Raw genomic sequence first — 12,268 nt, 5'->3', positions numbered from 1 at the left:
AACCGAAGACTTTTATCCCGCCCAATTCGAACGCATTCACAACAGGTGGACACGAATTCCCGTGTCCCTGACTAAAGTGGCGGGCGGGTACCGGCGTGAGGGGGAGAAGTGACCGGTCGGGTGGTGCCTTCCGCACCGCGTGCGTGGCTCGGGCCGGTCTCGGTCCTCGCGGCCCTCGCCGTGGTCGTGCTGGGGATGCTGTACGGGGGCGGGAGCGAGCCCGGGAAGGCGGACGCGCGGATCTCGTCCGCGCTGGAGGGGCCTGGTCCGGGGTGGCGGCACCTCGCGCTGGCGGTGGACTTCCTCGGGGAGCCCGGGGGAGCGGTGCCGCTGGTCCTCGCCGCCGTGGCGGGCTGCCTGCTGCTGCGGCGGCCCCGGGGGGCGGTCCTCGTCGTGGTGGCGGCCGGGACGGCGGTCGTGGCGGCGACGCTGCTGAAACACGTGGTGGGGCGGACCATCCACGGCGACAACCTGTCCTATCCGAGCGGCCACACCGCCTTCCTCACGTCCCTCGCCCTGGTGGCGGGCCTGCTCACGGCCGGGCGGCCGGGGCTCGGAAAGGGCGCCGGGACGGCCGTCGTCCTCGGGGCGGCGCTGGTCGCGGGCGCCGTCATGGGATGGGCGCAGATCGCGCTGGGGGCCCACTACCCGACGGACGTCCTCGGCGGCTGGTGCCTCGCGGTGGCGCTGACACCGGGAGCGGCGTGGGTGGTCGACCGGACGGCCGACCACCTGAGCGATGCCTCGGACGAGCCGGAGCGCGAGCCGCAGCGGCCTCACTGACGGCCGGTCACCCTCACGACAGCCGCCGGAACACCGGCTTCACCGCCCGTCCCCCCATCCACGGCGTCGGGTCCCCGGCGTCCAGCGCCTTCCGGTACACCGCGCACGCCTGCGCCACCACGTCCACCGTGTGGTCCACGTCCGCCTCGTCGAGCGCGGCGCTCACCACGAACGACGGCGCCAGCACCCCGCCCGCGAGGAGCCGGCGCAGGAACAGCGTGCGGTACGCCTGGGACGGCTGCCGGTTCTCGTCCAGGGTGCCGAAGACCAGGTTGCTGGCCCGCCCCCGGACCACGACGTGGTCACCGACGCCCATCCCGGCCGCCGCCTCCCGCACCCCGGCGGCGAGCCGCTCACCGAGCGCGTGCAGGCGCGCGGTGACGCCCTCCTCGACGTAGGTGGCCTGGACGGCCATCGCGGCGGCCAGGGAGTGGGTCTCCGCGCCGTGCGTCGTGGACAGCAGGAACACCCGGTCGCCGGGGTGGCGCAGCCCGCCGCGCTCCATCAGTGCCCGGCGCCCGGCGAGCGCGGCCACGGCGAAGCCGTTCCCGAGGGCCTTGCCGAACGTGGAGAGGTCGGGGACGACGCCGTACAGGCCCTGGGCGCCCGCCTCGGACCAGCGGAAACCGGTGATCATCTCGTCGAAGACCAGGACGCAGCCGTGCCGGTCGGCCAGCTCCCGCAGGCCCGCGAGGTAGCCCGGCGGCGGCTCGCAGTGGGTGGCGGGTTCGAGGATCAGACAGGCGATCTCGCCCTCGTGACGGTCGAGCAGCTCCTGCGTGGCGGCCAGATCGCCGTACGGGAACGTCACCGTCAGGTCGTTCGTCTCCGCCGGGATGCCGGCCGGCATCGGGGTGGTGCCGATGAACCAGTCGTCCACGGAGAAGAACGGCTGGTCGGCGCAGAGGGCGACCCGGGGCCGGCCGGTGACGGCGCGGGCGAGGCGTACGGCGGCGGTCGTGGCGTCGGAACCGTTCTTCGCGAACTTCACCATCTCGGCGGTCGGCACCGTCGCGAGGAAGCGTTCCGCCGCCTCGACCTCGACGACGGACGGCCGCACGAAGTTGCCGCCCCGCTCCAGCTCCCGCCGTACCGCCTCCGTCACGCGCGGGTGGGCGTGCCCGAGGCTGACCGACCGCAGCCCGGAGCCGTACTCGACGTAGCGGTTCCCGTCGACGTCCCACACGTGGGCGCCCCGGCCGTGGCTGATCACCGGGGCGAGGTTCTCGGGGTACTGGTCGTCTCCCTTGGCGTAGGTGTGCGCGCCTCCGGGGATCAGGGCGTGCAGCCGCTCGTTCGCGGCGCGCGACCGGGGCAGGTGAAGTTCGTCCACGTCAGTTCTCCTCGTGCTTCAGTACCTCGGCGAGGCTCGGAGCCTTCCGGTCCCTCCCCGACACCGCCGCGACGGGCAGCGGCCAGGGAATGGCGAGTTCCGGGTCGTCGAAGGCGATCGTCACGTCCTGTGAGGGATCGTGCGCGCGGTCGATCCGGTACGACACGTCGGCGGGGTCGGTGAGCGCCTGGAAGCCGTGCGCGCACCCCGCCGGGATGTAGAGGGTGACCTGCGTGTCGTCGGACAGCTCGAAGAACGCCCGGTTCAGAAAGGTCGGCGACGCGGGCCGCAGATCCACGACCACGTCGAAGATCCGCCCGTACGAACACCGGACGAGCTTCGCCTCCCCGTCCCCGGACCGCAGATGCATCCCGCGCAGCACGCCCCGCACCGAACGCGACAGGCTGTCCTGGACGAACGCGTCCGGGTCGAGGCCCACCGAGCGCAGCACCTCGGCGTCGAACGTGCGGGAGAAGAAGCCGCGTTCGTCCGCGAACGGCGTCGGCGTGAACAGGAACGCGCCGTCGATCTCCGGAACGCCGGTCGCTTTCATCGAGCCTCCCGCAGGGCCAGGGACATCGTCAGAAGGGTGAAGTGGTCGTCGAGCTGACGCGTGGCGAGGCGATTTCGCTCGACGAGTGTCCGCCGCAGTTCCGGCGCCCGTTTCTCCAGTTCCCGGAACTGTTCGAGCAGCCGGTCGGCGTCGACCTCGCGCGCCGGATGGCAGAACGCGTCCAGCCCCATACGGGCCATCAGCGCCTCCGTCTTCGCCGCGTAGCTGAGCGCGAGCGTCGGTGTGCCGACCCGCAGCGCGCAGATCAGGTTGTGGTAGCGGGTCGCGACGACGGTCTCGGCCGCCGCCGTCTCCCTCATCAGGTCGGCCAGCGAGTCCGTCCGTGCGGCCGTGACCCGTGGTGAGTCCACCGCTTCGAGGATCGCGTCGACCACCGCGGCGTCCACCCCGTCCCCGGTGAGCAGCCGCACCCGCCGCCCCTCCTCGACGAGCGCCCGCACGAACCGGATCGTCCCGTCGAGATAACGCCGGTGGATCTCCTCGGCCCGCGCCCGGTCGTCGTTGCCGCCGTGGAACGCCATGACACCGACACAGACGAGCCCGGGGGAGGGGGCGTCGACCTGCGGGACCGGCAGGGCGAACGCCAGGTCCGGGTGGACCTCGTCGCGCGAGGTGTCCACGCCCATCGCCCGCATCGCGTCCCGCGACGGCGCGTCCCGGTACGACCGGTGCGCGGCCAGGCGCGCCGACCAGCGCACCAGGGCCCGCACCGGCCTGCTCCCGATCGGCGCGGCACCTACTCCGACCAGCGCCACCGGCGTCCGGGTCAGCCGCCCCGACGCGCACAGCAGGAACAGCGCGTACGGGAACCCCCACGGCCGCAGCGGCAGCGTCGCCTCAAGGACGCCCATCCCCGGCACGATCACCACGTCGTGCCGCCGCACCCACGCGAAGGTGCGGAAGGCGTCGACGGCCTTCCCCGCGCCCTTCGTCACGACCGCGCCCGCACGCGACGCCGTCCGGTACTCGCCCCGGTTCCAGTGCATGCGCGTCGCGGGAATCCCGAACCGCGCCGACACCGCCTCGGGCCCTCCGCACAGCGCGTCCACGACCACGTCCGGATGCGCGCCCCGCAGATACCCGAGGAGCGCCTCCAGCGAGCCGTCGTTGCCGAGGTTCCCGGAGCCGAGCAGGCCGAACACCCCCACCCGTACCGTCACGTCCGCCGCCCCTCACGGCCCGCGACCAGCGCGTCCACCGAGACCGTGAGCAGCGAGGCGTCGACCGGAGCCCGGTCCTCGACCCGCTCCCCGGCGCCCGGCCGGACCCGGCTGCTCATCCACGCCGACAGATGCCGGTAGCAGGCCCGCCGGTCCGCCGAGGACAGCGGCGCCCGCCGGATCGCCGCGACGAACCCCCACACGTACTCGGCGAGCAGCCGGGGCGTCGGATGCAGGAGACCCGAGCGGCGCGGGTCCAGGTTGACGCACCGGGACCGCTTCGAGGGGTTCGCCCGCTCCGCGCGCGTGGGATGGTCGCGGCGGAAGTACAGCAGCTCCGGCACCTGGTGGAACGGGCCGTGCAGGGCGATCTCCGCGACGAACGTCCGGTCCGCGTGGTGGTAGCTGTCCAGGGGCTTCACCCGGCGCAGCACATCGGCCCGCAGCACCCCGTAGAAGTCGTCGCCCCCGGGCTCGAAGAGCAGACTCCGGAACCGTTCCGGAGCGGACGGCGAGTCGGTCGCGAGCGTGTACTCGTAGGGCACCTTCACCTTGCCGTCGCCGTCGACGACCGCCTGCGCGGAGTGCGCGAGGATCATCTCCGGGCGTTCGTCCAGCGCGTCCACGCAGAGCCGTAACAGGTCGCGGCCGTACAGGTCGTCGTGCGACGCCCACTTGAACAGCTCGCCGCGCGACTCGGTGAACACCAGGTTGTGGTTCGGGGTGGCGCCGATGTTCCGGGGCAGCCGCAGATAGCGGATACGGGAGTCCTTCGCGGCGTACCGGCGGCAGATCTCCTCCGTCCCGTCGGACGAGGCGTTGTCGGAGACGACCAGCTCGAAGTCCTCGTACGTCTGCCCGAGCAGCGCGTCGAACGACTCGGCCAGGTACTCCTCGCCGTTGTACACGGGCAGGCCGATGCTCAGCCTGGGTCGGTCGGTCATCAGGTCCTCACTTCGGGAACGTCAGGAGCTTCGGGAAAGCCGGAAGGCGTGGGGACGGCGGCGGCGCGGTGCTCGCGCAGGGCGGAGCGCAGCTGGAGCCACCACACGGCCGAGCCGCTCAGCGTCGCGGCGGCCACGCCCCAGGCCGAGCCGACCGTGCCGCCCAGGGCCGCGCCGCCGAGCCCGCCGCCGACGTAGCCGCAGGACGCGAAGAGCTGGCAGCGCAGACTGCGGCGGGCCGCGCCGAGCGCGCGCAGTCCGGCCGCCGCCCCCGTGCCGAGCCCGGCGCCCGCGACACCGAGGGTGATGGGCACGATGAGCTGGGCGGCCGAGGGCCAGACCCCGCCGAGCGCCAGCTCGCCCAGCCGGTCCGGCATCAGCAGCAGCGCCCCGCCCCACAGCAGCGCCCCGGCCGCCTGCCCGCCGCCCAGCAGGAGACAGAACGTGCCGAGCCGGTGCGGGGCCTGCCGCAGCACCCGCGCCGCCTCCGGAACCGTCACCAGCGACAGCCCCATCAGCACCGCGAGGAACGGCCCGAGCAGCAACTCGGCACCCCGCACGGCGCCCACCGCGCCGACCCCGATGAGCACGCCGAGCCCGTACGCCCGCAGCTGGCTCGCGCCGCTCAGGCTCACGTTCTCGACGAGATACCGGTAGCCGAGGTCGCGCTGCTCCCGCAGCCAGCCGCGCGCCTTCGCGGTACGGGGCCGGATGCCGGACTGGAGGCAGCCGTAGCCGGCGGCGACCGTCGCCGACGCCCCCCAGGCGAGGACGAACCCGGCGACCGTGCCCACCTGGGCCGCGACGACCATCGCCGGGACCAGCGCGATCCCCCACACGACGTCGTTGACGAACGCCTTGCGGCCGACGCCCGCCGCGAAGAACGAGAACCGCCACGCGTCCTGGAGGAGCAGCCCCGGCAGCATGACGCCGAGACAGGCGAACGCGGGCCCCACCCGGCCGCCGAGCGCGAGTCCGGCGACCAGGCACACCGCGCCCAGCACCGTCCCGATCCCGAGCGCGGTCCCCGTGGCGCGCGCCACCGCCCCGCGCCACGACTCCTCCGGCACCCCGCTGAAGCGCACCACGAGCGGGTCGGTCGCAAGGCCCCGGGAGACGTTCAGGACGACGCCGTAGGTCACCCAGGCCAGGCTGAACACGCCGAACGCGGTCACCCCGAGGGAGCGGGCGACGTAGATGCCCACCACGAAGTTGGACATGCTGGACGCCGCCTGGTCGGCCAGCCCCCAGGACAGCCGGCCGACGAGGGCCCGCTTCGCCGATCCGGCCGTCGCCGTGGCGGTCACCGGCGTCACGCCTTGATCAGCCCGGCGCCGCACAGGGCGTCGGCCGCCGCGGCGACGGTGTCGAACGCCAGCCCGGACCGCTCGGCGACGTCCAGCAGACCGTGCTCGCCGTCGGAGAGGCTCAGCACCCAGAGCATCGCCATCTGGGCCTCCTTCGCGTCACTGCGCCCGCCGAGCGACTCGTACAGCCCCCGCCGCCCCAACTGCGGTTCGCCGTACGGGCTGAGGTTGACGTACCGGCGGTTGCGGTCCAGGACGGCGAACGCCTCCCGGCAGACCGCGAGGGTGTCCGCCAGCGCCTCGGGCGAGACGAACTCCGGGTTGTCCGCCGACGTGTGGTACTCGGGGTACCCGGCGTACGGGGTCCGGCTCAGCGAGCCCACGCCCAGGTCGAACCCGGGGGAGCAGTACTGCCGCTCGTCGTAGCCGTACGGCGTGAACTCCTTGATCTCGTGCGGGCGTTCCGAGGCGGTCAGGACGTGCCGCAGCACCCGGTCGATCTCCGCGTCACCGCGCCGGCTCCGCTTGTAAGTGAGGTGCCCGGAGTCGCCCGCGCAGGCCAGCACCAGACCGTGCTTCACCTGATCGATGCGCTCCGCGTTGCGGGCGAGCCAGGTGATCGCGCCGACCGTGCCGGGGGCGTAGATGAACCGGTAGGTGTAGTAGGGGCGTTGCTCCGCCAGCGCGCGGGCGAGGAACGTCGCGACCGCGATGCCGGCGAGGTTGTCGTTGGCCAGCGACGGGTGGCAGACGTGGCAGGAGACGATGACCTCGTCGGCGACCTGCCCGGGGACCACGTGCTCGGCGTAGGTGAGGTGGCCGTCGGCGAGCGTCGAGTCGATCCGCACCTCGTAGTCGCCGTCCGGAAGCGCGTCCAGGGTGTCCTGGGCGAGACAGAAACCCCACGTCGGCTGGTAGTAGCTGGTGCGGTACGGCACCCACGACGGCTGGTCCGGCAGCGTGTACAGGTGCGGGCGCAGCTCGTCGAGCGGCATCGTCGCCGACACCGGCACGCTGTACCCGAGGACGTGCAGGCTCGACTCCGCGAAGTCGATCACCCTGTTCCCGGCCGCGTCCGCGACGTACGCGTCCCGGATGTTCCACTCCTGCGGCACCGTCCAGTCCAGGACCTGCGTCCCCGTCGGCACCTCGTGGACCGTCAGCGGGACGTACTCGCCGACGATGTCCAGGGTGGCCCGCACCCCGTCGCCGGTGATGCTCCGGCACAGCGGGTACAGCCGCTCCACCAGCGCGTGCATCTCCTCGCCGGGCGTACTCACCCGCGCCACCGCAGGGTGCCGTCCACCGTGCCCGCCTCGGACGCCGCGCGCAGCACGGCCAGCCGGGTGAACCGGTCCTCGAAGTCCTCCCGGGTCAGCCCGAACTTCCGGTAGGCGTCCGCGAGTTCGAGCGCGCCCCGGGCGACCGTCCACGCGCAGTCGAAGCCCGGTATCGCCGCCCGGAACCGGGAGAAGTCCACCCGGTACGAGCGCGGATCGGCCCCGTTCTCCCCGGTGATCCGCACCTTCGCGCCGGCCACCGCCTCCGCGACCTGCCCGGCGATCTGAGCGACCGTGACGTTGTTGACCTCGCTGCCGATGTTGAACGCCCGGTCGTGCACCGCCTCCCGGGGCGCCTCCAGCGCCGCCGTGAACGCCCGCGCGATGTCCGCGGCGTGCACCAGCGGACGCCACGGCGTGCCGTCCGACAGCACCAGCACCTCACCCGACAGCAGCGCGTGCCCCACCAGGTTGTTCAGCACGATGTCGGCCCGCAGCCGGGGCGAGTAGCCGAACGCGGTCGCGTTGCGCATGTACACGGGGCTGAAGTCGCCGTCGGAGAGGGCGTGCAGGTCGTCCTCGACGCGCACCTTCGACTCCGCGTACGGCGTCACCGGGCGCAGCGGGGCGTCCTCCGCCACCAGGTCGTCGCCCCCGGCGGCGCCGTACACCGAGCACGTCGACGCGTACAGGAAGCGGCTCACCCCGGCCTCGCGGGCGAGGCGGGCGAGGCGGACGGACGCGTGGTGGTTGATGTCGTAGGTCAGATCGGGCGCCAGCGAGCCCAGGGGGTCGTTGGAGAGGGCGGCCAGGTGGATCACCGCGTCCACGCCGGAGACGTGCTCGGCGGTGACGTCCCGCAGGTCCACGCGGGTGCCCGGCGGGTCGGCGGGGCGCGGGCCGAGGACGCAGTCGGCGAACAGGCCGGAGTCGAGGCCGACGACCTCGTGCCCGGCGGCCGTGAGGACCGGGGCCATCACGGTGCCCAGATAGCCCTGGTGTCCGGTCAGCAGTACACGCAACGGTCAGTCCCCCAGGTCGAGAGTGAGTTTGGTGACGGCGAACGCCTCCGCGTAGCGGGCGTGGCATTCGATCCCGCGGATACGGGCCAGCCCGAGGAACGCCTCCCGGTCGTACCAGGGCCGGTGCCGCTGCGAGGGGTAGTGCTCCTGGAGCAGGCCCACCTTGTCCTCGGCGGTCTCCGGGGACAGCGGCTGGTACACGGAGGGGCGGCCGAGGTCGCCGTCCCACTTGACGATCTCGTAGCCGAGGACGAGATGGTCGCGGAACGCCGTGGACATCAGCTTCGCGAGGCCCCGGTGGTCCTGGTGGGCGTCGTCGGTGCGCGGCGCCAGCACGAGATCCGGGTCCGCCGCCGCGCGCAGTTCCTCGACGGCGTCCTTCGCCTCGTCCCAGTGCGCGGGCAGCCGCCCGTCCGGCAGCTTGTGCACCGTCAGCCGCAGATCGGCGCCCGGACAGAACGCGGCGAGCGCTGCCCGCTCCTCCTGCTCCCGCTCGGTGCCCGCGCCGGACAGCACCAGCGCGTCGACCCGGACACCGGGACGCGCCCGGCACAGCGTCAGCAGCGTGCCGCCCGCCCCGATCGCGATGTCGTCGCAGTGCGCGCCCACCGCGACGACCCGGTCGAGGCGCCCGGCGCCGAGCCGGATCACACCCGCTCCCACAGGGCCCACGGACGCTCGCCCCGCGCGTACGCCTCGTCCAGCGCGGCCCGCTCCTTCACGGTGTCCGTCGGCTTCCAGAACCCCCGGTGCTGGTGCGCCACCAGCCGCCCCCGCTTGGCGAGTTCGGCACAGCCGTCGGCCACCAGGTCCCCGTCCTGCGGGATGTGGTCGAAGACCTCCTGACGCAGCACGAAGTAGCCGCCGTTCTCCCACAGCGGCAGCTCGCTCACCGCCGTGATCCCGCCGACCAGACCGTCGTCGCCGAGGTCCACGCAGTGGAACGACGACTGCGGCGGCACCACCATCAGCGACGCCCCCGCGTCCCGCGCGGCGAACTTGTCGATCATCTCCGGCAGCGGGGCGTCCGTCAGGACGTCCGCGTAGTTCGCGAGGAACATCTCGTCGCCCTCCAGATACGGGCGCACCCTGCGCAGCCGCTCCCCGATCGGGGACTCGACGCCGGTCTGCACGAACGTGATCGTCCAGTCCGAGATGTCCGTCGACAGCAGCTCGGTCCTTCCGTCGCGCAGCACGAAGTCGTTGGACGTCGTCTCCTCGTAGCTGAGGAAGAACTCCTTGATGTGGTGTGCCCCGTAGCCCAGGCACAGGATGAACTCCGTGTGCCCGAAGTGCGCGTAGTAGCGCATGACGTGCCAGATCAGCGGCCGGGGACCGACCATCGCCATGGGTTTGGGGACGTCGTCGGAGGCGCCGCTGCGCATCCGCATCCCGTAACCGCCGCAGAACAGGACGACCTTCATCGCGCGACCTCGACAATGCTCAGTTCCGGGATGGGGAAGACCAGCCGGCCGCCCCAGTCGTGCACGAAGGAGAGCTGCTCCTCCAGTTCGGCCCGCAGGTTCCACGGCAGGACCAGCACGTAGTCCGGCTCGTCGGCGGCGATCTGCTCGGGCGCCAGGATCGGGATACGGGTGCCGGGGGTGAACCGGCCGTGCTTGTAGGGGTTGCGGTCGACCGTGTAGGCGAGCAGGTCCGGGCGGATGCCGCAGTGGTTGAGGAGGGTGTTGCCCTTGCCCGGGGCGCCGTACCCGACGACCGTCTCGCCGCGCTCGGCGGCCTCGACGAGGAACTTCAGGAGATCCCGGCGGACTTTGGCGACCCGGGCGGAGAACTCCGTGTACCCGGACAGCTCCTGGAGCCCGGCCGCCTTCTCCCGGGCCAGTACGTCGGAGACCCGCGTCGACGGCTCCCCGGCGGCCTCGGCGGGGCGCGCCCACAGCCGGATCGAGCCGCCGTGCGTCGGCAGCAGCTCGACGTCCACCAGCGTGAGACCGCCGCTGGCCAGCGCCCGGATCGCGGCGGCGACCGTGTAGTACTGGAAGTGCTCGTGGTAGATCGTGTCGTACTGGTTCTCCTCGATCAGCGTCAGCAGGTGCTGCACCTCGATCGACACCCAGCCGTCGTCGGCGACCAGCGCCCGCAGCCCCTGGGTGAACCCGACCACGTCCGGGATGTGCGCGTACACGTTGTTGGCGACCACCAGATCCGCCGGACCGTGCTCGGCGCGCACCCCGGCGCCGGTCGCCGGGTCGAGGAACGCGGTCAGTGTGGGCACCCCCGCGTCCCGCGCGGCGCCGCCGACGTTCACCGACGGCTCGACGCCCAGGCAGCGGATGCCCCGGTCCACGACGTGCTTGAGCAGATACCCGTCGTTGCTGGCGACCTCCACCACGAACGCGTCGGAGCCCAGCCCCAGCCGCTCCACCGCCCCGGCGACGAAGGCGCGCGCGTGCTCCACCCACGACGTCGAGTAGGACGAGAAGTACGCGTACTGCGTGAACGTGTCCTCCGGCGTGATCAGCGGCGGGATCTGAGCGAGCCAGCACTCCGTGCACACCCGCAGATGCAGCGGGTACGCCGGTTCCGGCAGGTCGAGCTGGTCCGCCGCGAGGAAGCTCTCGCACGGCGGCGTCGCCCCGAGGTCGACGACGCTCGCGAGCGCCTCCGAACCGCAGAGTCGGCATGCTGTCATTTCTCCTGCCCCCCAAGTGATCCGACCCGCACCGCGATCGCGGTGCGGTACCCCTCCAGCAGGCGCTCCAGCCCGACCTGCGGACTGAAACCCTCCTCATAGCGGCGCCGGGCGGCCCTCCCCAGCTCCCGGCCCAGCTCCGGCCCCGCCGTGATCCGGCGCAGACAGGACGCCAGCGAGTCCGGGTCGCCGGGAGTGTGCAGCAGCCCGCTCACCCCGTCCTCGACGAGTTCGACGAAGGCCCCGTGACCGGCGGCGACCGTCGGCACCCCGGCCGCCATCGCCTCCACGACCACCAGCCCGAACGCCTCCAGCCAGGTCGACGGCGCGACCACGGCGACCGCCCGCAGGGCCGCCTCCCGGCACCGCGCCGGGTCGTACAGGCCGACGTACCGGACGTCGTCGCGGCCCGCCGCCCAGGCGGCCACCTCGCCCTCCAGCGGCCCCGTGCCCGCGATCACCAGCGGCACCCCCACCCCGCCGCCGGCCGAAAGCCGGTCCCAGGCCGCCATCAGCAGCCGGACCCCCTTCGCCTCCGCGAGCCGCCCGAGGAACAGCAGGTGCTCGCCCGCGCCCACCCGGCAGGCGCCCGGGTCGGGCACGAAGTTGTGCTTCACCGCGAGCCGTTCGGCCGGCAGCCCCGATTCCACGAGGACGTCGCGCTGCGCGGCCGAGATACAGAAGAACCGTTCCACCCCGGACCACCAGCGCCGCCGGTTCACCGACAGGCTCACCGCGAGCGGCACCGTCGCCAGCCGCGAGTTCCGGTAGCAGCCGTGCCGCACGGCGGGCAGGGGAGTACCGCCGACGCACTCCGCGCACGGCCTCCCGTCCCGCTGGAGCGTGCCCGGCGGACAGACCTGCGTGTAGTTGTGCAGCGTCGCCACAGCGGGCACGCCCGCGTCGGCGCACGCCGCGAGGACCGCCGGCGACAGGAGCGGGAACACGTTGTGGACGTGCACCACGTCAGGGCGCTCCGCCCGCAGCCGCGCCGCCAACTCGGCGCGCACACGCGGGTTCCATGGCACGAGCAGCGGCAGCGCCGCCTTCCCCAGCAGCGACCGGGACGCGATGTCGTCGCTGCGCCGCTCGAACACCCCGACCCGGTGGCCGGCCCCGCGCAGCAGGGCCACCTCCTGGTCGACGACCTTGTTCTCGCCGCTCGGCTGCGCGGAGCCGTAACGGTTGTGCACCACGAGGACGTGCACG

General features: G+C 73.0%; 12 protein-coding genes. 1 reads left to right on the top strand and 11 read right to left on the bottom strand.

Going from position 1 to position 12,268, the window contains the following annotated elements:
• The first annotated feature begins 108 nt into the window (after nt 1-108).
• Nucleotides 109-783: a phosphatase PAP2 family protein gene (locus ABZX85_RS40490; protein WP_355880852.1), complete on the top strand. Its 675-nt coding sequence runs from the start codon at nt 109-111 to the stop codon at nt 781-783.
• A 13-nt stretch (nt 784-796) separates the two neighbouring features.
• On the opposite strand, the gene ABZX85_RS40485 is transcribed toward ABZX85_RS40490, so the two are convergent.
• Genes ABZX85_RS40485 through ABZX85_RS40435 form a run of 11 tightly spaced genes read right to left on the bottom strand, consistent with a single transcriptional unit; the run spans nt 797 to nt 12,267 of the window.
• The gene (locus ABZX85_RS40485; protein ID WP_355880849.1) at nt 797-2,116 is read right to left on the bottom strand and encodes a glutamate-1-semialdehyde 2,1-aminomutase; all 1,320 of its coding nucleotides are present in this window, start codon (nt 2,114-2,116) and stop codon (nt 797-799) included.
• A 1-nt stretch (nt 2,117) separates the two neighbouring features.
• A complete protein-coding gene (gene rfbC, locus ABZX85_RS40480) occupies nt 2,118-2,669 on the bottom strand; it encodes a dTDP-4-dehydrorhamnose 3,5-epimerase (protein WP_355880846.1) in 552 nt (183 codons plus the stop codon).
• Nucleotides 2,666-3,850: a polysaccharide pyruvyl transferase family protein gene (locus ABZX85_RS40475; protein ID WP_355880843.1), complete on the bottom strand. Its 1,185-nt coding sequence runs from the start codon at nt 3,848-3,850 to the stop codon at nt 2,666-2,668. The genes rfbC and ABZX85_RS40475 overlap by 4 nt, the downstream gene beginning before the upstream one ends.
• Nucleotides 3,847-4,794, bottom strand: coding sequence for a glycosyltransferase family 2 protein (locus tag ABZX85_RS40470; RefSeq protein WP_355880840.1), 948 nt, complete (start codon nt 4,792-4,794; stop codon nt 3,847-3,849). The genes ABZX85_RS40475 and ABZX85_RS40470 overlap by 4 nt, the downstream gene beginning before the upstream one ends.
• On the bottom strand, nt 4,794-6,101 hold the full coding sequence (locus ABZX85_RS40465; RefSeq protein WP_355880839.1) for a hypothetical protein: 1,308 nt from the start codon (nt 6,099-6,101) through the stop codon (nt 4,794-4,796). Before ABZX85_RS40465 ends, ABZX85_RS40470 begins: the two co-directional genes overlap by 1 nt.
• A gap of 5 nt (nt 6,102-6,106) precedes the next feature.
• Nucleotides 6,107-7,390, bottom strand: coding sequence for a DUF4910 domain-containing protein (locus tag ABZX85_RS40460; RefSeq protein ID WP_355880836.1), 1,284 nt, complete (start codon nt 7,388-7,390; stop codon nt 6,107-6,109).
• Nucleotides 7,378-8,403 (bottom strand): SDR family oxidoreductase, encoded by a 1,026-nt coding sequence (locus ABZX85_RS40455; RefSeq protein WP_355880833.1) that lies wholly within the window; start codon nt 8,401-8,403, stop codon nt 7,378-7,380. Before ABZX85_RS40455 ends, ABZX85_RS40460 begins: the two co-directional genes overlap by 13 nt.
• 3 nt (nt 8,404-8,406) lie before the next feature.
• Nucleotides 8,407-9,054: a PIG-L deacetylase family protein gene (locus tag ABZX85_RS40450; protein WP_355880830.1), complete on the bottom strand. Its 648-nt coding sequence runs from the start codon at nt 9,052-9,054 to the stop codon at nt 8,407-8,409.
• Entirely contained in the window at nt 9,051-9,827 is a 777-nt protein-coding gene (locus tag ABZX85_RS40445) for a glucose-1-phosphate cytidylyltransferase (protein WP_355880827.1), read from the bottom strand. The genes ABZX85_RS40450 and ABZX85_RS40445 overlap by 4 nt, the downstream gene beginning before the upstream one ends.
• Nucleotides 9,824-11,059 carry a class I SAM-dependent methyltransferase gene (locus tag ABZX85_RS40440; protein WP_355880824.1) on the bottom strand — a complete coding sequence of 412 codons (1,236 nt, stop codon included), beginning with the start codon at nt 11,057-11,059 and terminating at the stop codon, nt 9,824-9,826. The genes ABZX85_RS40445 and ABZX85_RS40440 overlap by 4 nt, the downstream gene beginning before the upstream one ends.
• Nucleotides 11,056-12,267 (bottom strand): glycosyltransferase, encoded by a 1,212-nt coding sequence (locus ABZX85_RS40435; protein ID WP_355880821.1) that lies wholly within the window; start codon nt 12,265-12,267, stop codon nt 11,056-11,058. The genes ABZX85_RS40440 and ABZX85_RS40435 overlap by 4 nt, the downstream gene beginning before the upstream one ends.
• Nucleotide 12,268 lies beyond the last annotated feature (1 nt).

Origin of the sequence: Streptomyces sp. NPDC004539 (assembly GCF_040610055.1) — a bacterium.
Taxonomy (GTDB): Bacteria; Actinomycetota; Actinomycetes; order Streptomycetales; family Streptomycetaceae; genus Streptomyces.
The sequence above is the reverse complement of the archived record's forward strand: the minus strand, read 5'-3'. Positions and strand labels throughout refer to the sequence as shown.